We start from the raw sequence: 22,404 nt of genomic DNA, 5'->3' as shown, positions 1-22,404 counted from the left end.
GAATGACCGAGCAAAAGATAATCGCGGTGCTGTGCGCCAGTAGCAGAATGGGTCAGGCCCAGGTGCGCGAGCTTCTTGCAAAAGGCTACACGCCTCGCGCAATTTCGCGGACGGCGGACATTTTTTTGCGTGATGAGTTTCAGGGCACGCAGGTCGTCAGCGCCGATTTTTCCGATGTCGATGCCCTGGCCGCCGCTTTTGCGGGGACGGATGCTGTCCTGAGCGCCATCCCTTCGCTGGCGGGTGACAAATCGGGCCAATATGCCCAGAACCTCGTCGAGGCTGCAGGTCGGGCGGGCGTTCGGCGGATTATTCACAATTCGATGATGTGGGCGCCTGACGCGCCCTGCGGCGAACCCTTCTATGACGGCGTTCTGTGGCTGGAGAACATCATCGCGGGCGCGGAGCTTGATGTCACCATTTTCCGCCCGGTTCTTTTCATGGACAATCTGCTGACGCGTTTTGCCAAGCCCAATCTTGTCGATCACGGTCTTTATAAATATTGCCAGCGCCCAGGACTGCTCGCGAACTGGATCGCGATGGACGACGTCGCGCAGTTCATGGTGGCGGCCATTATGAAAGATGAACTCATCGGTCGGCGCATCGCCATCGGTGGACCCCAGCGCCTGGCGGTCGAGGAGGTTGTCGATATCCTTTCCGACGTTCTCGGTCGCCCGATCGCCTACGAATATGAAGACCCATACGACTGGGGCGAGCGTGTGCACGGCGAAGTCGGGCTATCGAATCTCATGCCGCGCGATGTCTACGCACAGGCGATGGGCAGTTTCTACACATTCAACAATGAATCGCCGCATCGACCGTTTGAGGTCGATATGCATCCGATCCTCAACGAACTGGCTGTCCCGATGGTCACCTTGCGCGAATGGGCAGAAAGCCAGGACTGGACGTCCGACACAGATAGCACAGCGTCGATCGGGTCCGTATCTGGATGAAATTCCACTACGCCGTTTTCAGAGTTGATAAGGATTGAACCGAAATGAAGAAAATGATTGTTTTTCTTAAGAAGAAAAAGGGCATGTCATTTGAAGATTTTCGTGATCATTACGAAAATGTTCATGTTCCATTATGTGGTGAGCGGATAGGTCATCTTATTCAAGATTTCCGGCGCTACTATCCCCAGAACCTGAACAATCTCTACCATGGCAGGCCCGATGCCGACGCCAGCTATGATGATGGCACCTCTTATGATGCGATCGCTGTTTATACGATCAAGAGCGAGGAGGCGCTCGCGGAACTCGTTCGGATTGGTCAAGACGTCGAGTTTCAGCGGCTCATCACCGAGGATGAGGAGCGGTTCTGCGACCGCGCAGCAACGCGCGAGGGCGTGGCTGACGAGTTTACCGGCTTGGGGATCAACGGATAGCGAACAGATGCATGCGACAAAGTCGCTCTAGCAATCGCGTCGTTTTATAGGATATAGGAACTACAATTCGCCGACAGTCGAACGTCTTGGCCCGTTATCCAGCGAATTATGATCGAGAAATTGCCGTAGATAAGGCGGCGATTGCAAAAGGGGATGTTATGAAGAAACTGTTTCAAATCTCGTTGCTGTGCGGAGTGTCCGGCTTGTTCGGCATTACCGCTGCGCAGCCTGTATTCGCGCAAAGCCAGTCGTCTGTCGGGGCCGAAGAGCCTGCGCCATCGTCCGGCGACATTGTCGTCACGGCGCAGCGACGCTCCGAACGTCTTCAGGACGTGCCGCTCGCTATAACGGCGGTCAACTTCGAGACAGCGACGCAGCTTGGGTTGCGTAACATGCGCGATATCCAGTTGGCGATGCCTGGGACCGATTTTGCGACAGCAAGCGGATTCCTGTCACTGTTCATTCGCGGCATCGGCATCCAATATTCGACACCAGGTCTCGAATCTCCGGTCGCGATCTATATGGATGGCGCATATATTCCCCGCGCCGGCGGCGTGAATTCATTGCTCGACCTGGTCGACGCCGGCACGATCGAGGTACTTCGTGGCCCGCAAGGCACATTGTACGGACGAAATGCGACCGGCGGCGTCGTGCGCATCAACAGCGCCGCGCCGACGGACAAGTTTGAAGGGCGAATCCTCGCGGAATATGGCCGTTTCGATCACAAGCAGGTCGATGGCATGTTGAACATACCGGTGACGGACACATTGAGTGTGCGCTTCGCAGGCCGTTACAAAAAAGAAGACGGATATATCACTAACGTCGATGGCACGAAGCTGGCGGCGCAGAATAATTACACATTGCGCGGTCGGTTCAAGTGGGATGCCAGTGATAATGTGACGGTCGCCGGTGGTGTCGAATGGCAGCGCAGCAAAGCGCGCAACTATAATGATGCGCTCGGTTTGGGTGCCCCGACCTGCTATGTGTGCCAGTCCAGTGGTGAAACGCCGCCCGGATTTTATCAGTCGATACAGACCGATACGGGGCCTTATTATAATCGGATGTTCCGCACCGACCTGCGTGTCGATCTGTCGGGTGATCAATTCGACCTGACCAGTACGACAACCTACTTCAACAACATAAGCAAGCAGTTTGCCGACAATGATTTCGTATCATCGGACACCTTTTTGTTTAATGTCCCGCGCAATGGCGGTAAGGCTTTTTCGCAAGAAATTCAGCTGGCATCGAACTTGGATGGGCGATTTAATTACCTGTTCGGTGTCAACTATTTTCATGATAAAAGTTTCATCAACATCGAGCTTGCCGGTGCTGCTTATGATTTCGCAGTGGCATTTGCTGGGTCCTATCCGCGCAACGACGCCGACGTAAGAACCGAATCCATCTCGGCCTTCGTCGAAGGCACCTACGACATCACCGATCAGATCAAGGTGACCGCCGGAGGGCGCTATACCTACGACAAGCGCGATCTGTCCGTTAATAACAGCACCGGGTTCCAATTGTTCGGTGCCCCTGCCAATTTCACGGACGGAGCGTCGTTTCGTGCGTTTACGCCGCGGTTCGTGCTGGCCTGGGATAACGGGCCGGTTAATCTCTATTATAGTTATACGCGCGGCTTCAAGGCCGGCGGATTTTCTACGCCTGCACCGTTCCCCGGCAATTCTATCGATCCGGAAAAGGTGTTCAATCACGAGGTCGGCATCAAGAATTCGGCCCTGGGCGGAAAGCTGCGTAGCAACCTTGCGGTCTTCTACTATAAGAATAAGGGGCTTCAGCAGCAGATCATCGACGCCACGGGTTCGGGCACCAAGACCGAGAATGTCGGCGCGGCCGAAGGCTATGGTGCCGAGTTGGAAGTCAATGGCGATCCATTGTCCGGTGTGGTCGTCGGCGCGTCGCTTGCCTATCTCCATGCCGAATATGCAAGCTACCCGAATGCCTCGCAAATCTGCTTTGACCCCACCGGCACGTCCAATCCGAATGCGCCGGGAGCGACGCTCTTTGCCTGTTCGGCGGACCTTTCGGGCACGCGAGTGCCTCATGCGCCACGCTTCATGGCATCGCTGAACGCCAGCTATAGTTTTGGCCTGGGGAACTGGACCGGCAATCTGGCGGGCGTTGCCCAATATCGGTCGAACTTTCTGTTCTGGCCAGGCGCCGGCGGACCTTTGGGATATGATCGGCAGAGCGGATATGTCCTTGCCAATTTTTCCGGCTATGTCAGCCCTCCAGGCGAGCAACTGCGTCTGGGCTTCTACCTCGACAATGCATTTGACAAGAAATACACCCAGAATCGTACTACGGGTGCACCCTATGGCGTGAACTTCAACGCGGCCAAGCCCCGGTCTTACGGTGTTCGCGCGGAGTACCGCTTCTAGAGTGACTGGGCAGCCGTTCCTGCTTTGGCGGGTTCGGCTGCCCTGTTTCTCCTATCAATAACGTCTGCGAGACAGGGTTTAGCGGGCGCAACTATTGGATTGGTCAACACTGGCCTTCTGATATCCCGCACGATCAAGGTGCTCATAAATCACGATAAGCTATTGGAGTGTATCATGGCTCGTATCGGTGTTCTTCTCAATCAGCATGCCTATGACCTGGACGCAGACGCTTTATCGCGCTTGGCCCTTTCCGTGGAAGCGCTGGGTTATGAAAGCGTATGGCTGCTCGATTCCTTCAGCCGGGACCCATTTCTAGCGGCCTCCTTCATTCTTGGAAACACCACCACGTTGAAGGTGGGGACCGGGATTGCAACCGTTTATAGCCGTGACGCCATGGCCGCGACACAGGCACGGGAGACCTTGTCGGAATATTATCCTGGACGATTTATAATGGGCTTGGGCGCATCCAATGAATGGATAGTGGGCGTGCGCAAAGGGCAGTGGGCGCCCCCTGTACAGAAAATGACAGCATATCTGCAAGATATGGACGATGCGGAACTTGCTCACGCTAAACCCAAAGAGATGGCACCGCTTCATATAGCTGCGCATGCGCCCGGACTCCAGAAACTCGCTATGAAGCACGGCCAGGGAATTTTCACCTGGATCCTGCCAGTCGAGAATATACGGCAAGCGCGTGCTTTTGTTGGACCCGACCTTGAAGTCACTGCCAACTTCCCGGTGATCTTGACGGAGGATCCAGACGAAGCACATCGGGTCGGTCGTGCCTTCATGACGCATTACATCCCACTTGCTTATTATCAGGCAGCGTACACCAAAGTCGGCTTCGGACCGGAGGACTTCGAACAGGGGGGCAGCGACCGGCTGCTCGACGCCATTATTGCTTGGGGAACGCCTGAAATGATCAAGGCGCGGGCGGAAGAATATGCGGCTGCCGGGGCTTCGCGCATCATCATCAATCCGATCCGGGCGGCGGATCATCCCCCGGTGGGCGGTGAGCGGGACGTGAATGCGGACTGGGACGCGCTGCGGCAAACGACTAATCTGCTATCATTAGCGTAAGACGGCGTCATCATGAAGACAGTCTTGGTCATCGGCGCGGCCGGGGGTAGCGGATCGGCAACAGTAGGTGCGCTTCTTCGACGTGGAGATAGGGTGCATGCAACGGTTCTGAACGATGCCGAACTGCGTTTGGCAGGTGACCAGAATCCGGGGCTTGCTTCGATCAGCTTGCTCGACCTTAGTTGTTCAGAACAACTTTTGGCTGCCATGCCTGCTGTGCTTGAAAAGTCCGGCGATGTCGATGCGGTCATCGTGTGTGCGGGGATGTCGGTCGCAGGTCCGCTCGAAACTGCCGCTATATCGCAGCTCCGAACAGTCATGGAAGTTAACTGTTTTGCGTGCCTTGCGATCTATCAGGCCACAATGCCTATGTTGCGCCGGACGAAAGGTCGCCTGATCATGATCAGTTCGATTGGCGGCAAGGTTGCGATGCCAATGCTTGGGAATTACTCCGCATCAAAATATGCGTTGGAGGGTTTGACCGATTGCATGCGCCGGGAGACGAATGGATCGGGCGTAGATATTATTCTCGTTCAGCCTGGCGGCGTTAAAACGTCGATGACGCTTAACCAGTTGCGTGATATCGAAGAACGCATTGCCAATCTGTCGGTGGACGAGGAGGCCCAGTATGGCACTCTGTATCGCCAGTTCCTTCATGTGGTAAGTTTTGGCTATGAGCAATCCTACTCGCAGCCCGAACAAATTGCGGACGTTATATTAACCGCGCTGGACGCCAAGGAGCCTGCCACCCGCTATCTTGGCGGACCTGATGCCGAGCAGTTCTACTCCATGGCTACCAGTATGTCTGATCGGGAACTTGATGTAGTGTTCGCGGAGACATTCGGTACCACACCAACACAAGCCGCGCGAGAATAACGCACAGGTGCTTTCGCCAATTTTATGAATTGGTCCGGTAAATGTTGAGCGCTGGTCAACAATCTGGGTGCTGTTCCGAAACTCAATTGAGTAGTGCAAATGCGTTATCTTGACGCTTGCCGCAGTCGTTGGTTCAGGGGCTTTGCAACTCGGATTGTCCAAAGCGACTATCGGCAGATCGCGCCCCCGCTTGAAGGGATGGTCCAGTTGATCGATTTTTCGGCTTTTCGCTCCATGCATATGTCGGCGCTGGCCTGACGGGAGGAATGTCCGTTGTGGGCTAGGCGACAAATGGCAATACCGGCACCGCATGGCCGGTAGCCTGATGGTCGAATGGCTGGCATTGTGGCTTGCTGCGGTGACCAAAGAAGCGGCCGGGGCGAAAGGAACAGGTGAACAATCATCGGCTTCAGCGCTGGTTGATATATTGCCGTACTTGATCGTCCCTGAAAATGGTCGAGGTCGATTTTGTCATTCCGCTGCTGATGCCCTTGCTCACAAATACATCGCGCGTTGATAGCGAAGAAAAGAATCATGTTCGACCTATGCGGACATGATTCTGGCCTACTTTTCTCCGAACATTATTTCTATCGATCACAAAAAAAGAACCCACAGCACCATTTGGTGCCGTGGGTTCGAGGTCTACCGAGATATCAGATCCCGACAGTGTTGATGCCTAGAAAATATATTCCACGCGCAGGCCATAGGTACGCGGCCTCGCCACATTCTTGTAAACGCCATAAGGTTGGCCGGTCTGAACATAAGAGGGGTATTTTTTGTCGAACACGTTATTGGCAAAAAAGCCCACCCGCAGATTTTCGCCGGGAGGGCTGATATAGCCCGACGCATTGACAACGATCAGCTTATTGTCTCGATCTGCTCGAAGTTCACCACCAGCGCCCGGCAGGAAGTCGATTGCTGAACGATAGGTAGCCAGGCCGGATAGTTGGGCGGTCCATGATCCGATCGCGAAATTATAGCTGGCATTGGCCGATCCCGACCAGGTCGGCGCGAATGGTGGTTTGGTTCCGGACAGATCGATCGCGCACGGGAAGATGGTGGCGGCGGGGGCAGTCGGGGTGTTCAGCGTCGGATCATAGCAAACGAGCGACGCGTTGGGGAAGGATTCGTAACGGGCATGCTGCCACGCACCGGTCAGACCCAGGTTGAACCCGTCGAGCGGGGTGAACTGCGCCTCGACCTCGACACCGTAATTCTCCATCGCGCCCGCATTGCCGGTGAGCGTGCCGCCTGAGTTCAGATCGAGCGTCTGGACCTGCTGGTTCTTGTTCTTGGCATAGAAGATCGCGGCGTTCACACGAATGCGGTTGTCAGCCATCGACTGCTTGATGCCGATCTCGTGGCTGAAGATCTTTTCGGGCTGAACGGGGGCGACGGGCGCGGCATAGGGTCCGGGGAAGCCGCCCGCCTTGAAGCCGCGCGTGAAGCTGTAATAAACATTGGTCGGCCCGTTATCCCATGCCAGCACGAACCGCGGGGTGAACGCGCGCTGTGACGTCCGCAGTTTGAAGCTGAACGCATTCGGAATGCCGAACGCGGCGGCGAGCGCGGCGTTGGTTTCGCCTGTCCCGCTGCGTTCCTCATAGGTGTAACGCCCGCCAACGGTAACCTTCAACTGGTCGGTCAGGTCGTAATAGCCTTCGAGGAAGGCGGCGTAGGATTGGGTGGTCGCTGTGTTCTTGAAACCAGCGGCCGTATCGGGATCGAAGCTGCCCCCGAAGAAGTTGCCGAGGAACGCGGGATTAAAATAGCCCTTGTCGTACAGATAGCTCAGGCCGAACAAATAGTTGAACCGGCCATCCAGCGTGGAGGATACCTGCAGGTCCTGCGTATAGGATTTGCCGCCGGAACTGGGTACTGAGAATTCGAACAAAGGCAGCGGCGTCAAATCCTGATCCGAGGCGCTGTCGGCAGTTTTTTGCTGACGGAAGGTCGTGATGCTCGACAGGGTGAAGCTGCCCATGTCGAATGTCATGTTCAGATTGGCGCCGTAATATTTGGTTCTCAACGGCTGAATAGTGGTGATGCCCTCGGTATCATAATAGCCGACATTGGGCTTGAGTGCCCCAGGCGCGAGGTTGCAGGCGAGACAGGTATCGTCGCGACGCTCCAGTGCTGCGATTGAACCCAGATAGGCCTTGGTGTCGTAGAACTGCGCGCCCAGGATGATGTCGGCGTTGCCGGGCTGCCAGCGCAGCTTGCCGCGAACATTATATGTGCGCGATCCGCCTGCATTCTTGTCACCGGTGTTGAGATTGCGGACGAAGCCGCCGTCATGCTTGTATCCGCCCGTGACACGCAGGGCGAGATCTTCGCCGAGCGGCATGTTGACCATGCCGGCCAATGAGCGATGCTCCAGATTGCCCCACTCGCCGCGCACGCGGGCTTCGAACTTGTCTGTGGGGTCGGCGCTGTTGATAATGATCACGCCGCCGGTGGCGTTGCGGCCATAGAGCGTACCCTGTGGCCCGCGCAACACCTGGATGCTGCCGATATCGAAATTGTCGACTATCTCATTCACGGACAGGGTCCGCGTAAGATAGGCGCCGTCTTCGTAAATGGCGACGGGCGTTTCGATGCCCACTGACACGAAATCCGAACCGATGCCGCGGATATGCGGTGCGAAAAAGCCTTGGGCCGTGGTGAAATTGGCGCCGGGCGTGATCGAAGCGACATCGACGGCACGGGTCAGGCCAAGCGTCTGAACGGTATCGGCCGTCACCGCGGTCACTGCGATCGGCGTGTTTTGCAGGCTTTCAGACTTCCGCTGCGCCGTGACGATAATGTCGGTGGTCGATTCCGCCGTTGGGTCGGCGCGGTTCGTTGGCGTCTGTGCATGGGCGACCGGCACAAGCAGGGCGCTCAACGCAACTGATAATGGTCCAATTTTCCGCATCATACTCTCCCCTAAAATTATATGCCAACTTTGATGATGGCACTGATTTTATCTTCCGCTCACCCCTGTGCACCTTGGACGGCGCCTTCTGAGGTATCAAGGACCTATATACTATTCAAGAATTGTGCGTGATTCAAGCTCGCTTATGCTGTGACGATCAATGTACGCCTATTGTGACAAAAATGCACGGGGTGAACATTTATATGATGTTCGCTCACTGAGCAGCCGAGCAAATAGTAACAACTTGACGAGGGCTTGTTGGCTAGTGTCTAGTAGGCGCAAACTAAATTGCACGGCCTGTGCGTGCCGTAGCAAGCTGCACAGGAGGGATGCCATGAAAGCATCGGAATTGTTACAGATTGCGTCTGCGCGGACGGGATTGAGCGATTTTGGTCCTGATGATTTTCGCGACGGTTTTTGTGTGCTGGTCGAAGCAATCGATCGCGAATCCGCGATCCGGGAGGATTGCCGGGCGCAATTGCGCGAAAAATTCGTCGACCTGCTGACCCAGCGCCTCTGGTTTGCGGCAGACTTGGCCGCGCACCCTGAGATCGCGAGAGAGCAGATTCGCTCACCGCTGATCATATTATCCCTCCCGCGCACCGGCAGCACCAAGCTTCACCGCATGCTCGGCTCCACAGGCGACTTCCAGACGCTCAAATTCTGGCAGACGATGAAATTTGCCCGCGTGCCGGGTGTCAGCGATGGCGGTGTCAGTCAGCGCATCCAGAATGTCAGGGATTATGAGGCCTGGATGTATGAGCAATCGCCCGACATGCTCGTCGGGCATCCACTGCATGCCGAAGAACCGGAAGAGGAATGTTATCTAATGGAGGCGACCTATCGCCATCCGGCTATTTTCGGCATGTATGACGCGCCATCTTTCGCGGCCTGGATTGCGCAGGCTGACATGACTCCGGCCTATGACTATCTCGTTTCGGTCGTCAAATATCTGCAGTGGCAAAACGGGTCGCCACCAAAACCATGGCTGTTCAAGGACCCGAACCACTTGGGCCAGGAAGATTTCCTGACTGAAAGATATGAAAATCCCCGCTTCATCGTCACGCATCGGGACCCTGTCAAATGTGTTCCTTCGGTGACCAGCACGGTGATGGCCTCACGGGGCATTTTTTCCGATCTCGACAACAGGCACCTGTTCGCCTCAAAAATGCTTGGCCATCTTTCCGGCGCGATGGACAGGCACATGGATTGGCGGGCGCGCAATCCCCATATTCAGGTATTGGACCTGGCATTTCGCGACGTGGTCAAAGATGGCGTGTCGGTCGCGCGCACCGTATATGATTTTGCTGGTATCGATCTTTCGCCTGGTGCGCTGTCGGCCATCCGGGGGTGGGAAGCCGATAACCCCAAGGGCAAGCATGGCGAAGCCAAATATTCAGCGGAAGATGTTGGCAGCACCGATGCTGAGATCGCCAATATCTTTTCGCGCTACACGACCGCGTTCAGGGACTATATTTGAACAAGTCTGAACATGCGAACATATGTCGCCGTCGCAAATATACTAATGGAGATATCTCATGGTAAATTATGCGTTCAAGCCGGATGATCATCCTGCGGAATGGAGCCTGGACTATAGCAAGCGCGACCATGAGGTTGTCGATTATCAATATTATGAAATCGACGGCATTCCGGGCGTCAAGTTTCGCGGTCCCGCTCTCGCGGAAGATGTCATTGCCAGCGGCAATTATTTTACCTGCCTTGGCGGTGCGCAAGCCAACGGCATCTTCGTCGAGCGCACCTTTGGGGATATTCTGGCTGAACGGATCGGCATTCCGGTACTTAATCTGAGTGTCGGCGGCGGCGGCGCCGGCTTCTATCTTCAGGCTCGTGGCCTTCTCGATCTGGTTAATGCCGGTCGCTTCACTGTCGTTCAGGTCATGACCGCACGGACCGAACCCAATTCGCGCTACGGCCCTTATGGCTTCGTGGAGGCGCTGCTCGACCTTGAGACAGGGAGGCAGACGTCCACGATGGAAGCCTGGACGCATGTTTTCAACAAAGAGAGGACGGACGCGCCCAAATATGTTTCCGAGAGTCTACGAAACTGGATCAAGCGCTATCAAGAACTGGCGGAAAAAATCACGGTGCCCAAGATCCTCTTCTATTTCTCCGACAAGGATCTGAACGAGCCGGTCGATTATACGGCATCCGATATGATGGCCATTCTTGGCAAATTTCCGCAGTTCGTCGATGCAAAGGCGATCGACGAAGTGCGTCCGCTGTTTGACACCTATGTCGAGTGCCGGAGTATGCGGAATTATAATCATCCGCTCGTCAGCCGTTTCACCGGCGAACCTGTGGAAGTCGACGGCGGCAGCATGGCAGATTATGCCAAGGGGCTGAAATGGAGCACAAACCATTATTATCCCTCGCCCGAAATGCATGAGGATGCAGCCGATGCCTTGGCGGACGCTATGCCCGCCCTGAAGCTGCAAGAGCAATAGTCCGGCGTTTCCGGCCAACTCTATGAAGGTATAGGCCATGCATAAGCTGATGATGTTCATGAAGCGGAAGGAAGGCATTTCCTTCGAAGATTTCCGATCGCATTACGAGAATGTCCATATTCCTGCGGTAGCGAAATGGGTCGGGCATTTGTTCACCGAATCAAAACGCTATTATCCGCAACATTCCGTCAACTTCTATGCTGGCCGCCCCGATGCCGACCAGGCGCCCACCGATGATGGCGGCGTCGATTATGATGCGGTCTCGGTCTACACTGTTAGGGATGAAGCGGCACTGGCCGAGGTGATGCGGATAGCAGTCGATCCCGAATTTACCCGGTGGGTGACCGAGGACGAAGCGAATTTCGTCGATCGTGCTCGTTCGCGACAAACGGTGACCGAGGAAATTACCCGGGCTGGCATGGGTTGAAAGGTCTAGCCTTGCACCCTGTGCAGTCGCACGCTCGGCACGCGCTGCTGATCCGCGGCTCTACCATTGCCAAAGGTGGTGCCGCAGCTGTCGGATCAGCAATTCTGCGAGCGCTAGGGTCCAGACTCGATCAGAGCCAGAATGCCGCGGCAGCGGCGAGGCTTATGGCGGATCGGAAGTTTCTGGCGCGGTTGTCGTAACGGGTGGCGATGCGTCGAAGGTCCTTGAGGTGGCAGAACATAGCCTCGCCCCCCAGCGGTCCTTGTAGCGGCGTTCGTTATACTGGATCGGACGCTTGCGGTTGCGCCGTCCGGGGATCACCTGGATCGTACCCTGCTCGCGCAAGGCGGCCCTGATGCGGTTGGCATCGTAGCCAGCGGCCAGCGCACTTGAGCATGGGAATGATGCCGGAGATATCCGCCGGTCATTGACCCGTCACGCCCCAGTCTGGTTCGTCGGCAAGTGCGGCTCGATCGCAGCCCATGCTTCGTCCGACAACCAGAACAATGAACGCGACAGCCCCAATAGCCTCATACATCAATGGAGAGTAGCTGAATCAATATATGCGCAGATTTTCAAGAGGCTGATTGGGTTTATACCAAGGTGCAATGATCACGACCCATTAGGCTCCTCCCCCTTGAGGGGGAGGTTGGGTGGGGGTGTACTGCCGCCAGTATGGGACGCGCGGCTTCGCCTTGCTCCCCCTCCCCTTGATTGGAGTCACGTGCCTCCAATCAACCCTCCCCGCCGGGCAGGGGAGATGAGTCACAATCACAGCACTGTGGTATTAGTACCCAAATTACATCTCACGACTTTTTGATTCAGTTCGCCAAATATGCTTTCGGGTTCCCCTGCTTGCATGCAAACCTTATCACCAAAGCGCAAAAAGGGCGTCATCGCGTTGCCATGCTCGATCATTTCAATTGCGCGCCGTTCGGAAATGCAAGTCGATCCCACCTGCTTGAAATCAGCGTCGGACACTGTGCCGGAGCCTATAATGGTGCCTGCGCACAGATGTCTTGTGCGGGCGGCATGCGCGATGAGCTCATGGAAACCATAGCCCATCCTCTCGCCCGAAGGATGGCCGAACCATTGGCCATTAAGCTCCACGCGCAGTGGCAGGCAGACCCGGCCATTGCGCCAATGGTCGCCTAGCTCGTCAGGCGTGATCGCGATCGGCGCGGCGCTGCAGGCCGGCTTTGCCTGAATCCAGCCGAAACCTGTCTTCATTTCCGCTGGTGCCACGGCGCGCAGCGACCAGTCGTTGATGAGGATGATGAGGCGGATATGCGCCATGGCATCCGCCGCCGAACAGCCCATCGGCACATCATCCGTGACGATGCCGAATTCCCCTTCGAAATCGATGAAGTCGGCTTCGGTGGGAAAGGCGACATCTTCATGCGGGGCCAGGAAGCAGTGGCTCATACCCTGATACATGAGGGGCAGGTCGGTTTCGATAGGGGGGTGGTTGAACGCCCGTTGCATCAGCACGCCGTGGTTAGCGAAAGCCGACCCGTCTAGCCACTGCCAGGTGCGCGGCAGGGGCGCGAGGAGCGTGGCGCTATCGAAATCCTCACCGCCGCCTGCCGCCAGCGTGGTTGAGAGGGCTGCAGCGTCATTCAGCAGCGCATCCCAATCGGCAATGGCGTGCAGCAGGTTGGGCCAGCGCGGTCCCATCGGCAGGCAGCGCGTACCATCCTGCGACAAGAGTAACAATTCCCCGTCTGCTGTGCCGTTGGCGCGCGTTGCGAAACGCATGGGTCGCTTCCTTTCCGATATCTTCACAATGGAGGCGCGCCAACGGTGCGCGCCGGACGCAGGCTCAGCGTTTCAACTCGGCGTCGAACGTGCCGTCGATCAGGATGAAAACGATCCGGCAATTGCGATCGGACCGGTTGGACCAGCCATGGTTGGTGCCGCGCTGGATGACGATGTCGCCGGCGCGGACGGTGGTTTCGCCTTCGTCCATGATCAGGACCAGTTCGCCTTCCACCACAATGCCATAGTCGATGGTTTCGGTACGGTGCATCAGGGCGTGGCGCGACCCTTCGCCATCATGGGCGGACGCGTCATGCGCGCCGACTTCGGCGAAATGGGCGCGGGCTTCTTCGGGCGACATGGTGCGGATGCCATCGCCTTCAGGCGGGATGTCCAGCACGCGGATGCGAGTACCGTTCTTGGGCGGGGCGAGGATAATGCCGGTTTCGGCCGGTTCGCCCGATGACGCGTCGAGCGGGGCAGGCGTGGCCTGCGTGTTCCAGACTTCGTGGAACATCGGGCCGATGTCGCCGCCGATGCGCTGGACGCGCTGGACCGGGCCATCTTCCTGGATAATGGCGCGGCCGGAGGCGTCGTGTCCTGTGACGATGCGGCGAACGGATGCAAATTCCATGAGCAGTTTCCTAAATGAGGGGCGCGCCGCCGACCATGCGTCGCAGCACGCGCCATGTGACCCATGCGCCAAGCGCGGCGCCGTAGATGATCTTGATGGCAAGGGCGGTTCGCCAGTCCAACGTAGCGACGCCGCTGGCGAGCCAGACGAGCGCGACCGCCGCGCCCAGCGTAAGGCCGGACACGACCGCGACGAGGGCGGCCTGCAACAGCCATCGAACTGTCACGGGATTGCCGCCCAACCGGCCCGCTAATTGCGCGCGCCGCGCGATCACACCCGGCACGAAACAGGCCATGAGCGCCACCGCCACGCTTTGCGGCAGAAAATCGAAGGCGTAGCGGCCCCAATGCCCCACCGCAACGCGCCCCGCCGTGCCGAAGACGGCGAGGAAGAACAGCGCGCCGATCGCCCCGTTGATCGTGGCGCTGACGATCGTCTCCCGCGCGATATAGGGGGTGCTGCGGCCCATCTGTCCTTCCACGGCCATCAGGCGGTCTTGCCGCCCAGCGTATCGGCGAACCAGTCGGCGATATAGTCGCGACCGTAGGACATATTGTCTGCACCGACATGCTCGACGCCGCCTTCGCGTTCGGTGAACAGCTTGAGTGCACGCCTGGGGCTGTTGACCAGCTGGTCATAGCAGTCATGGGCATAATCGACGCTGATCTGCCGGTCCTTCGCGCCATGCGTGACCAGGAAGGGCACCTTGATCCCGTCCATATGGCCGTTGAGGTTCATGTCCTCCGCCTTGGCCAGGAATTCGTCCATGTCGCTCGCGCCGAAAGCCCACATGACATGCGCCCAATAATGGGGGACGGGGTTTTCGCCTTCGCGCTTCATGCGCTTCTGCTGCACCTCGGCCCAATTATGGTTCGCGCCCCAGACCGCGCCGGATGCGAAACGCGGTTCATAGGCCACAGCGCGGGGGGCAAAATGGCCGCCCAGCGAAATGCCGGTCATGCCGATCCGCGTGGGATCGACATCGTCCTGCTGCTCCAGCCAGTCCACCGCCTTGCTCGCCCAATTTTCGCTATGTGGATCGACAGGGAGATTTTGAAGCCGCAGCGCTTCGCCTGACCCCGGCTGATCGACGCAGAGCGTGGAGATGCCGCGCCGCGCCAGCGCTTCGGGCAGGCGCGACCAATAGAGCAGTTCCTTGCAGCTATCGAGGCCATTGCAATAGACGACGACCGGATGGGGGCCATCGCCGGGCGCGCGGGTGTAGAGCGCGGGCATGGTGCCGGTGCTGAGCGGAATATCGACACGCTGCCGGTTGATCCGGCCCAGAGCGGTCGAACGGTCGAACGTATCGCGCGCCTTGGCATAGGTGGCTTCGCGACCAGGATGGCCATGGCCCTGCATCCGTTCGGCGTTGAACAGATAGAGCGACGCGCGCTCCAGTTTGTCGGAAGCGGAAAAGGCGCGGCCTTCCGCCTCATCCTCTGCCGCTAGCCCGATCAGCTTGTCGGCCATCGCGACCCATTGCGCCATGAACATGGGCGTGCCTGCATCCGCGCCGGATGCCGCCGCGTCCTTGATTGGCTGGCACATATCGACGATTTCGCCGATGCGCCCGCCGCTCTCCATCGCGATCGCGACCGACAGGTTCCAGATATAATTGGGGAAATATTCGAACAATGCCATCGATCAGACCTCCACAGCCTGGAACAAGCCCTTGTCGGGCGCGGCGTGCGGCATGGTCTGCGGACCACCGACGCCGATGCCCCACTGGTCCATGATGCCGGGGGCGGGGGCGTGGACCTGTGATTGATGGGTTTCGAAATCCACATCCTCCAGTTCGGAGCTATATTCGACCGCAAAGCCCGCGGGCGTGGTGAAATAGCTGAACGTGTTGTTGCCCGCCGTGTGGCGACCGGGACCCCAGCGAATGTCGGTGCCCTTCAAGCGCAGCCGGTTGATGCCCACCATCATGTCATCGACGGTCAGCATGTCATAGGCGACATGGTTGAGGCAGGGCGGTCCGGGCAGGAAGGCGATGCGATGATGCGCGGCGTTGCAGCGCAGGAAGCACATGAAGTCGCCCAGCCAGTCGGAAACCTTGAAGCCCAGCACGTCGCAGAACCATGCCACCATAGCCTTGTGATCGGGCGAGTGCAGAACGATGTGACTGATCTTTTCCGGCACGCCTTCCCAACGCGTCAGCTCACGCGCGGTGCGGCGCGCCACATCGCTCGACACCTCGAAGGTCAGGCCGTCGGGCGAAAAGAAGCGGAAGCCATAACCGCCGCCCAGCGAGTCCAGATCCTTCGGCGCGAAGATGATGCGGCAGCCGGAGGCGACGACCTTGTCATGCAGGGCGTCGACATCGGCGCGACTGTCGGCGGCCAGCGCGATCACGTCGATGCGCTGTTCTTCGGCCTGACGCAGGCGCACGACATGATGCTCATGCCCGCCATCGGCGGCGAAATAGACCATGCCGTCCTTCTCGCCCGCCTCGACCAGTTTCCATTGGTCGGCATAAAAGGCGCGCTCGGCCTCCAGGTCTGGCAAGGCGTAACCCACATATCGAATTTCTGTAACGCGGCTCATAGCGGTTTCCTTCAGATCGGCTGGGAGACCATCGCGAACATTTCCGCGGTGGCTTTGTGATTGTCGACGGGCGCGCCCTTACCAAGCTGGCCCATGCAGATTTCGAGTGATTTTTCGACGATGTAGCGGCACCGGTCGTGACGGCGTTCGCGATAGGCGATCAGCGCGCTGTCCAGATCTTCATGGTTCGTCAGTTCCTCCGCCAGGACGATGCTGTCCTCGATCGCCATGCCCGCGCCTTGGCCCAGATGGGGGGTGGTGGCGTGCACCGCATCGCCTAGCAGGACGACGCGGCCCTTATGCCAGGGCCCGTCCAGCATGAACGCTTCGAGCGGGCGATAGACCACGCCGTCATCGTCGGTGATATGGTTGCCCAGCGCCTGAATCGCGGGCGAGCAGCGGCTGATCTTGGCGCGCATGGCGGCGGCCAGTCCTTCGCGCGGATAACGGGGGTTATCCGGCTCGGCGGTAGTGACGAACATATACATCAGCTCTTGCGAGATCGGCACCAGGCCGACGCCGGTCGGACCATTATAGGCCTGAAGAGAATCCATGCCTTCGGTACGGGGCAGGTTGTAGCGCCAGACGGCTTGCCCCGTATAATGCGGTGACGGTGCGTCGGGGAACAGCAGCGCACGGGTCTGCGAATAGACGCCGTCCGCGCCGACGACCAGATCGAAATTATCCTGTGAGCTGTCGGAAAAGCGAACCGACACCTGATCGCCATTGTCGTCGATGTCGGTGGCTGTGACGCCCAGTCGCACCCTTGCCCCCAAGGCGATCGCGCGATCGCCCAATACCTTGTGCAGGGCAGGGCGACCGACGCCCAGATTGGCGGGATGGCCCTCGACCAGGCGCGGCGACGGGATGCGGGCTACCTTCGTGCCGTCGGGGGCGAACACCTCGACCGTATCGAAGCCAGCCCCGGCGGCGACATATTCGTCCAGCAGGCCCAAATGATCCATGGCGCGCAGGACGTTCGACTGCTGGATGATGCCGACACCATAGACGGTCCATTCCGGGTCGCGTTCGATGACGGTCACGTCGAACCCCCTCTGGTGCAAGGCGATGGCGGAAGTGAGGCCGCCTATGCCTCCGCCGATGATGAGGATGTTCTTGATGTCCATGGTCGGTTTAGTGCCTCGTGAGAAGGGAGCGAGAGGAAGCGGGATCAGAAGCGGTCGAGATCGTTGGCGATTGCGACCGGTCCGGTGAAACTTTTGGCGATGATGGCGGCATAGGCGCGGGTGCGAGCGGCATCGGCCGTTCCACCAGCAATGTGGGTGACGGCCACCGCCTTCACCCTGGCGCGGGCGGCCAGCGCGCCGACCTCTTGCGGCGTCAGGTGATGGGTGGTCAGATGCTGGACCATCGTCGCCTTGACGGCGGCAGGCATATTCGGGCTGGTGCGCGCGACGCGGTCCAGCGTGGCGTCTATGTCGATCATTTCGCTGACCAGCAGGTCCGCGCCAGACGCCAGCCGTTCGACCGCGGCACTGGGTCCGGTATCGCCGGTATAGGCAATGGACCGGTCCGGCAGATCGAAGCGAAGGGCGAAGGATTTATAGTGGCGATCCTCCACGCTGCCGGGCGCGAAGTCATAATGGGTGTTCTGCGCGACGCGGACTGTCATGTCGTCCACCCGGATGGTTTCGCCGTCCCGCAGTTCGATGACCATCACGGTATTTTCAGGCGGGGTCCAGGATTTGCCGGGAATGCCGTAGCCAGCCTTGGCCGACGGCTGGAGGCTGGCGACAAGGCCTGCCACCAGTTCGCGCGTGCCGGGCGGGCCGTAGATGTTCAGTATGTCGCGCGCCTCGGTCTGGTTGCGCAATCCCAATATCGCCGCCAGTCCGCCGATATGATCGACATGCAGGTGGCTGAGGAAGATGGCGCGGACGGACGGTAGCGGCAGGCCCGCCCGCGCCATCTGTTGCACCGTACCGTCGCCGGTATCGACCAGATAGGTTTTGCCATCGTGCAGGATGGCGTTGGCCGGTTGCGACCGATGTCCGTCCGGCACCGGACCGCCCATTGTTCCCAAAGTGACGAAGGCGGGTGGCGGCCCGGCGAGCGCCGCTGTTGTTCCCAGCACGGCGATCACACTGGACAGCACCACGCCGGTGATCCGGGCGGACAGGAACTTCACAGATTGAACCCTACACGCACGCCGTAGGTGCGCGGCGGACGTAGCGTGCCGACCGGGAAGTCGAGGATAGGGCGCGTGCCGGCGCGGGCCAGCACTTCCTTATCCTCGACATTGTTGACGAACGCCGTGACGCTCCATTTTTCCTGCGGTCCTTCCAGAGTCAGGAACGCGTCGGACATCATGAAGCCGCCCTGCTTTTCTTCTGCGCGGAAGTTGGCGTTCATGTAGCGGCTGGATTCGATGTTCGACCGCGCGCCCGCCACCAGCACCATGTCGCCGCCGATGCGGAAGCTGTGCTGATAGCCCATATTGAGCGCCCATTTGGGTGAATTGACCGTGGGTCGGCCCGAACAGTCGATGTCGTAGAAACGCGCGCCGTTGACGCCCGGATTGGCGAGCCGCGATCCTATGGTCGCGCAGCCGGTTGTGACGGGCGCGCCGGTGGGGGAGAAATTGGCGGTCTGGAGGCTCTTATATTTGCCGTTCAGATATTGGACGTTGAGGTTGAACAGATCGTCGCGGGTCGGCGCGAAGCGGGCCTCGAATTCGGTGCCGAAGATGCGCGACTTGCCCGCATTGGTGGTGAGCGATCCCTGCGCGAACAGGCCGGTGCCGGTCCGCACCCCGCCCACGAACGTTACCTGCTGGTCCTTATAATCCCAGTAAAAGGCTTCGATATTGAGTTGGAGCTTGTTGCCGAAGAAGCGGTTCTTGGCACCGATCGTATAGGCGGTCAGGCTTTCCGGGCGGAAGCTGTTGCTCGGCGGAGCCGCGACGTAGAAGCCGCCGGATTTGAACCCGGTGGCGACATTGGCATAGACCAGAGAGGTGGGACCGGCGTCGAGTTCAACCCCTGCCTTCCAGGTGAATTTTTTGAAGCTAAGGTCGCCAGTAAAAGACGCGCCCAGTGGCGGGTCGACGGGACCGGGCAATCCGCCACCCACCGACGCGGTGAGTTGCGACTTGTCTTCCTGCGTATAACGTCCGCCAGCGATCAGGCGCAGCGCATCGGTGACGTCGAAGGTCAGTTGACCGAAAGCGGCCAGGCTCTGCGTCTTGAGGCGGGGGGTGAAGCGGGTGGTGGACAGTCGGCCCTGGCGGAAATAATTGAGCGTGTCCTGCTGCTCGTTGAAGAAGAAGCCACCCAGGACATAGCGCAGACGCTGGTCGGCGGCCGAGGTCAGCCGCATTTCCAGCGATAGCTGTTCGGCATTATCCTGTATCTCGCCCCGGAAGCCGGGAAGGTAGGTGCGAAAATCCGCCTTCGATTTGCGCCAGGCGGGAATGACGGTCAGCGTGGCAAAACCCATGTCGCCGTCGACCTGCGCGCTCAGCCCATAGAAATGATTGTTAAGATAGCCGTCCGAGCGCGCATTTTCGATGCAGCCGCTGGCGACAAAGCCGCCTGCGCAGAAGGGCGGCGCGAATAGGGTGGATGCATAGCCGTTGATTGCAGCGATCGCGCGCGGATCGGAGACGCTGACCCGATCGTCGAGCGACGGCACGGCGAAGGCTTTGCTGGGCAGGAGCACTGCGCCGCCCCCCTTGCCGCCCTGATGATAATAGTCGCCGACAATATTGATCGACCAGATGTCCGAAGGCTTGAGCAGAAAGGAGGCGCGCACCGCTTCGCCCTTGTCGTCGTCATGGCCATCGGAAATATAGCCGTCGCGATCGACCACCTGGCCCGCGACGCGCAGCGCGGCGATCTCACCGAAGGGGACATTGACCGCAAGAAAGCCCTTCTTGCTGTCATAATTGCCATATTCGGCCAGCCCTTCGACGCCGAATTTGCCTAGGATCGGCTTTTTGGGCAGGACGTTGATCGCGCCGCCGGTCGCGTTGCGGCCATAGAGCGTACCCTGCGGTCCCTTGACCACTTCGACCCGCTCCAGATCATAGAAGACGCCTGCGGGTGCGGTCGGGCGGCCGACATAGACGCCGTTGAAATTGAAGGCGATCGCATTTTCGGAAAAGCTGTTCTGCGAATTGGTGCCGACGCCGCGCAGGAAGAAGCTGGTCGTGCCGCCGGTGGGCTGCACGACAAGGGCGGGTACCAGTTTGCCCAGGTTGGACGTTTCGGTGATACCGGATCGGGTCAGGTCGTCGCCCGTAACGGCTGTTACGGCAATGGCCGCGCGCTGCAGGCTTTCTTCGCGCCTTTGCGCCGTTACAACGATTTCTGCCAATCCACCGTCCGACACCTGCGTATCCGCCTTCTGCGCCATGGCGACCTGCGGTGCGATTCCACTGGCCAATATCGTGGCGCACCAAAGAATGTTTTTCATACGTCCTCCCCAATTGCCCCCGATCTTCGCGGGGATGGCGGAGGGGTGACATATTTTTAAAAAGCAGTAAAATGGATGATATATGTTGAATATGATCAATAGGATTCATGATAATGAGGCTGGACCGGTTTGATCTCAATCTTCTGGTGGCGTTCGACATATTGGTGGAGGAACGGAACGTCACCAGGGCGGCGAAACGCCTCAATCTGACGCAGTCGGCGATGAGCGCGGCCTTGCGCCGATTGCGTGACGCCTTTTCCGACGAGATACTGGTGCAGCATGGGAAGAAAATGATCCCGACAGCCGCCGCACTGTCTCTTGCGCCGGAAATCGCCGCCGTCGTGGCAGACCTGCGCGGTATCATCGCGCGCGGACTCTCCTTCGACCCGGCCCATAGCCAGCGGATTTTCCGGATCGTCGCGTCCGACTATGTCACCACGGTGCTGATCGGTCCGATGCTTGAACGCATACAAAAATCAGCGCCGGGAGTGCGGATCGAGATCACGCTGCCGCGCAGCGACATTCACGCTCGGCTGGAGGATGGCGAACTGGACTTCATCGTCTCGCCCGAACGCTTTTTGGAGGGACCCCATCCGCGCGAACTGCTGTTCGAGGAACGCCATGTCGTCGTCGGGTGGTCAGAAAACCCCATGTTGCAGGAACCGCTGACGGAAGACTATTATTACAGCGCCGGCCATGTCGCCGTCAGCGTGTCGCGCGACGGCACATTCATCGAAAATCATCTGCGGGAGCAGGGCGACCGCCGCAGGATCGAGATCATTTGCGCGGCCTTCAGTCAGGTCGCCTGGATGTTACCGGGAACGACCAGGCTGGCCCTGATGCATGAGCGTCTGGCGAAGGTCATGGCATCGCGATTGCCCCTGCGGGTGATGGACCCGCCTATCGACCTGCCGGTCATGCGCGAAATGCTGCAATATCATCACGCACGGGCAGCGGACACTGGACTGACATGGTTTCGCGAACAGTTGCGCAACGCCACTGCCGATCGGATCAGTTAAGGCGGCGATCGGGCGAGCGTCCTGGCATCGCGCAAGATCACCATGTCGATCGGCGCGGTGTGCATGATCGGCCCGGCCTGCATCGGCCTTGCCGGTTCGCCGGGACTGGCCATCGCGCTCTTCTGCATCGGCGGGTTCGCGCACCAGATGCTGAACGGCGCGCTCATTACCTTGTGTTCCGACGTGTTCGATAGCCGCATGGTCGGCACGGCGAGCGGCATGGCGGGCACGATCGCCTGGATCGGCGGGATGCTCTTCACCCTGCTGATCGGCCAGAGCGCGGACGTGTTTGGCTATTCCCCGCTGTTCGTGATTCTGGGCGCGCTGGATATCATCGGGATGGCGACGCTTTGGCTATTGTTGCGCAATCGCCCAGGTGCTTCTTATGGTGATCCGACCTATTGTGGAAAATAGGTAAGTCCAATATGGGAGAGATTAAGATGGTATCGGGCGCAACGCCT

The 22,404-nt window shown here is 58.7% G+C and carries 20 protein-coding genes and 1 pseudogene; 11 read left to right on the top strand and 10 right to left on the bottom strand.

Features of this window, described 5'->3' with window-relative positions:
* Nucleotides 1-2: 2 nt before the first annotated feature.
* The 6 genes from ACODSR_RS12555 to ACODSR_RS12530 all read left to right on the top strand — a co-directional run bounded on the left by ACODSR_RS12555 (nucleotide 3) and on the right by ACODSR_RS12530 (nucleotide 6,253).
* Nucleotides 3-953, top strand: coding sequence for an SDR family oxidoreductase (locus ACODSR_RS12555; RefSeq protein WP_489076939.1), 951 nt, complete (start codon nucleotides 3-5; stop codon nucleotides 951-953).
* A 44-nt stretch (nucleotides 954-997) separates the two neighbouring features.
* Nucleotides 998-1,384 carry an EthD domain-containing protein gene (locus ACODSR_RS12550; protein ID WP_489076937.1) on the top strand — a complete coding sequence of 129 codons (387 nt, stop codon included), beginning with the start codon at nucleotides 998-1,000 and terminating at the stop codon, nucleotides 1,382-1,384.
* A 158-nt stretch (nucleotides 1,385-1,542) separates the two neighbouring features.
* On the top strand, nucleotides 1,543-3,780 hold the full coding sequence (locus ACODSR_RS12545; RefSeq protein WP_489076935.1) for a TonB-dependent receptor: 2,238 nt from the start codon (nucleotides 1,543-1,545) through the stop codon (nucleotides 3,778-3,780).
* A 174-nt stretch (nucleotides 3,781-3,954) separates the two neighbouring features.
* The gene (locus ACODSR_RS12540; protein ID WP_489076933.1) at nucleotides 3,955-4,860 is read left to right on the top strand and encodes an LLM class flavin-dependent oxidoreductase; all 906 of its coding nucleotides are present in this window, start codon (nucleotides 3,955-3,957) and stop codon (nucleotides 4,858-4,860) included.
* A gap of 12 nt (nucleotides 4,861-4,872) precedes the next feature.
* On the top strand, nucleotides 4,873-5,736 hold the full coding sequence (locus ACODSR_RS12535; protein WP_489076932.1) for an SDR family NAD(P)-dependent oxidoreductase: 864 nt from the start codon (nucleotides 4,873-4,875) through the stop codon (nucleotides 5,734-5,736).
* A gap of 310 nt (nucleotides 5,737-6,046) precedes the next feature.
* Nucleotides 6,047-6,253, top strand: a complete 207-nt coding sequence (locus ACODSR_RS12530) for a hypothetical protein (RefSeq protein WP_489076930.1) — start codon at nucleotides 6,047-6,049, stop codon at nucleotides 6,251-6,253.
* Nucleotides 6,254-6,412: 159 nt separating this feature from the next.
* On the opposite strand, the gene ACODSR_RS12525 is transcribed toward ACODSR_RS12530, so the two are convergent.
* The gene (locus tag ACODSR_RS12525) at nucleotides 6,413-8,656 is read right to left on the bottom strand and encodes a TonB-dependent receptor (protein WP_489076928.1); all 2,244 of its coding nucleotides are present in this window, start codon (nucleotides 8,654-8,656) and stop codon (nucleotides 6,413-6,415) included.
* A 475-nt stretch (nucleotides 8,657-9,131) separates the two neighbouring features.
* Between ACODSR_RS12525 and ACODSR_RS12520 the strand changes: the two genes are divergently transcribed.
* From ACODSR_RS12520 to ACODSR_RS12510, 3 genes are read left to right on the top strand one after another with little or no spacing between them, the layout of a single operon-like run.
* A complete protein-coding gene (locus ACODSR_RS12520; protein ID WP_489076926.1) occupies nucleotides 9,132-10,133 on the top strand; it encodes a sulfotransferase family protein in 1,002 nt (333 codons plus the stop codon).
* Nucleotides 10,134-10,191: 58 nt separating this feature from the next.
* Complete coding sequence (locus ACODSR_RS12515) at nucleotides 10,192-11,118, top strand: DUF6473 family protein (RefSeq protein WP_489076924.1); 927 nt, start codon at nucleotides 10,192-10,194, stop codon at nucleotides 11,116-11,118.
* A gap of 37 nt (nucleotides 11,119-11,155) precedes the next feature.
* Complete coding sequence (locus ACODSR_RS12510) at nucleotides 11,156-11,545, top strand: EthD domain-containing protein (RefSeq protein ID WP_489076922.1); 390 nt, start codon at nucleotides 11,156-11,158, stop codon at nucleotides 11,543-11,545.
* A 130-nt stretch (nucleotides 11,546-11,675) separates the two neighbouring features.
* Here ACODSR_RS12510 and ACODSR_RS12505 read toward each other — a convergent pair.
* The 9 genes and pseudogenes from ACODSR_RS12505 to ACODSR_RS12465 form a co-directional block, all read right to left on the bottom strand.
* Nucleotides 11,676-11,920: pseudogene (locus ACODSR_RS12505) on the bottom strand (IS5/IS1182 family transposase); the annotation flags it as partial.
* A gap of 396 nt (nucleotides 11,921-12,316) precedes the next feature.
* Nucleotides 12,317-13,303, bottom strand: coding sequence for a fumarylacetoacetate hydrolase family protein (locus tag ACODSR_RS12500; protein WP_489077004.1), 987 nt, complete (start codon nucleotides 13,301-13,303; stop codon nucleotides 12,317-12,319).
* 64 nt (nucleotides 13,304-13,367) lie between these two features.
* A complete protein-coding gene (locus ACODSR_RS12495) occupies nucleotides 13,368-13,937 on the bottom strand; it encodes a cupin domain-containing protein (protein ID WP_489076920.1) in 570 nt (189 codons plus the stop codon).
* 10 nt (nucleotides 13,938-13,947) lie between these two features.
* Complete coding sequence (locus ACODSR_RS12490; protein ID WP_489076918.1) at nucleotides 13,948-14,424, bottom strand: hypothetical protein; 477 nt, start codon at nucleotides 14,422-14,424, stop codon at nucleotides 13,948-13,950.
* Nucleotides 14,424-15,581: an alpha/beta hydrolase family protein gene (locus ACODSR_RS12485; protein WP_489076916.1), complete on the bottom strand. Its 1,158-nt coding sequence runs from the start codon at nucleotides 15,579-15,581 to the stop codon at nucleotides 14,424-14,426. Before ACODSR_RS12485 ends, ACODSR_RS12490 begins: the two co-directional genes overlap by 1 nt.
* A 3-nt stretch (nucleotides 15,582-15,584) precedes the next feature.
* Nucleotides 15,585-16,487, bottom strand: coding sequence for a VOC family protein (locus ACODSR_RS12480; RefSeq protein ID WP_489076914.1), 903 nt, complete (start codon nucleotides 16,485-16,487; stop codon nucleotides 15,585-15,587).
* Nucleotides 16,488-16,498: 11 nt separating this feature from the next.
* Entirely contained in the window at nucleotides 16,499-17,614 is a 1,116-nt protein-coding gene (locus ACODSR_RS12475) for an FAD-dependent oxidoreductase (protein ID WP_489076912.1), read from the bottom strand.
* Nucleotides 17,615-17,658: 44 nt separating this feature from the next.
* Nucleotides 17,659-18,636 (bottom strand): MBL fold metallo-hydrolase, encoded by a 978-nt coding sequence (locus ACODSR_RS12470; RefSeq protein ID WP_489076910.1) that lies wholly within the window; start codon nucleotides 18,634-18,636, stop codon nucleotides 17,659-17,661.
* Nucleotides 18,633-20,924 (bottom strand): TonB-dependent receptor, encoded by a 2,292-nt coding sequence (locus ACODSR_RS12465; RefSeq protein ID WP_489076908.1) that lies wholly within the window; start codon nucleotides 20,922-20,924, stop codon nucleotides 18,633-18,635. Before ACODSR_RS12465 ends, ACODSR_RS12470 begins: the two co-directional genes overlap by 4 nt.
* A 113-nt stretch (nucleotides 20,925-21,037) precedes the next feature.
* On the opposite strand from ACODSR_RS12465, the gene ACODSR_RS12460 reads away from it, so the two are divergent.
* Together ACODSR_RS12460 and ACODSR_RS12455 are read left to right on the top strand one after the other, a co-directional pair.
* Nucleotides 21,038-21,943: a LysR family transcriptional regulator gene (locus ACODSR_RS12460; protein ID WP_489076906.1), complete on the top strand. Its 906-nt coding sequence runs from the start codon at nucleotides 21,038-21,040 to the stop codon at nucleotides 21,941-21,943.
* A gap of 42 nt (nucleotides 21,944-21,985) precedes the next feature.
* A complete protein-coding gene (locus tag ACODSR_RS12455) occupies nucleotides 21,986-22,357 on the top strand; it encodes an MFS transporter (RefSeq protein ID WP_489076904.1) in 372 nt (123 codons plus the stop codon).
* The last annotated feature ends 47 nt before the right edge of the window (nucleotides 22,358-22,404 follow it).

This window comes from Sphingobium sp. FG125 (assembly GCF_057809795.1).
Note: the sequence above shows the minus strand (reverse complement) of the source record. Positions and strands in the feature narration are given on the sequence as shown.

Excerpts from the sequence above, each read along its gene's own strand:
- ACODSR_RS12555 (WP_489076939.1), top strand. The coding sequence starts at position 3 with ATGACCGAGCAAAAGATAATCGCGGTGCTGTGCGCCAGTAGCAGAATG.
- ACODSR_RS12550 (WP_489076937.1), top strand. The coding sequence starts at position 998 with ATGAAGAAAATGATTGTTTTTCTTAAGAAGAAAAAGGGCATGTCATTT.
- ACODSR_RS12545 (WP_489076935.1), top strand. The coding sequence starts at position 1,543 with ATGAAGAAACTGTTTCAAATCTCGTTGCTGTGCGGAGTGTCCGGCTTG.
- ACODSR_RS12540 (WP_489076933.1), top strand. The coding sequence starts at position 3,955 with ATGGCTCGTATCGGTGTTCTTCTCAATCAGCATGCCTATGACCTGGAC.
- ACODSR_RS12535 (WP_489076932.1), top strand. The coding sequence starts at position 4,873 with ATGAAGACAGTCTTGGTCATCGGCGCGGCCGGGGGTAGCGGATCGGCA.
- ACODSR_RS12530 (WP_489076930.1), top strand. The coding sequence starts at position 6,047 with ATGGCCGGTAGCCTGATGGTCGAATGGCTGGCATTGTGGCTTGCTGCG.
- ACODSR_RS12525 (WP_489076928.1), bottom strand. The coding sequence starts at position 8,656 with ATGATGCGGAAAATTGGACCATTATCAGTTGCGTTGAGCGCCCTGCTT.
- ACODSR_RS12515 (WP_489076924.1), top strand. The coding sequence starts at position 10,192 with ATGGTAAATTATGCGTTCAAGCCGGATGATCATCCTGCGGAATGGAGC.
- ACODSR_RS12510 (WP_489076922.1), top strand. The coding sequence starts at position 11,156 with ATGCATAAGCTGATGATGTTCATGAAGCGGAAGGAAGGCATTTCCTTC.
- ACODSR_RS12500 (WP_489077004.1), bottom strand. The coding sequence starts at position 13,303 with ATGCGTTTCGCAACGCGCGCCAACGGCACAGCAGACGGGGAATTGTTA.
- ACODSR_RS12495 (WP_489076920.1), bottom strand. The coding sequence starts at position 13,937 with ATGGAATTTGCATCCGTTCGCCGCATCGTCACAGGACACGACGCCTCC.
- ACODSR_RS12490 (WP_489076918.1), bottom strand. The coding sequence starts at position 14,424 with ATGGCCGTGGAAGGACAGATGGGCCGCAGCACCCCCTATATCGCGCGG.
- ACODSR_RS12485 (WP_489076916.1), bottom strand. The coding sequence starts at position 15,581 with ATGGCATTGTTCGAATATTTCCCCAATTATATCTGGAACCTGTCGGTC.
- ACODSR_RS12480 (WP_489076914.1), bottom strand. The coding sequence starts at position 16,487 with ATGAGCCGCGTTACAGAAATTCGATATGTGGGTTACGCCTTGCCAGAC.
- ACODSR_RS12475 (WP_489076912.1), bottom strand. The coding sequence starts at position 17,614 with ATGGACATCAAGAACATCCTCATCATCGGCGGAGGCATAGGCGGCCTC.
- ACODSR_RS12465 (WP_489076908.1), bottom strand. The coding sequence starts at position 20,924 with ATGAAAAACATTCTTTGGTGCGCCACGATATTGGCCAGTGGAATCGCA.
- ACODSR_RS12460 (WP_489076906.1), top strand. The coding sequence starts at position 21,038 with ATGAGGCTGGACCGGTTTGATCTCAATCTTCTGGTGGCGTTCGACATA.
- ACODSR_RS12455 (WP_489076904.1), top strand. The coding sequence starts at position 21,986 with ATGTCGATCGGCGCGGTGTGCATGATCGGCCCGGCCTGCATCGGCCTT.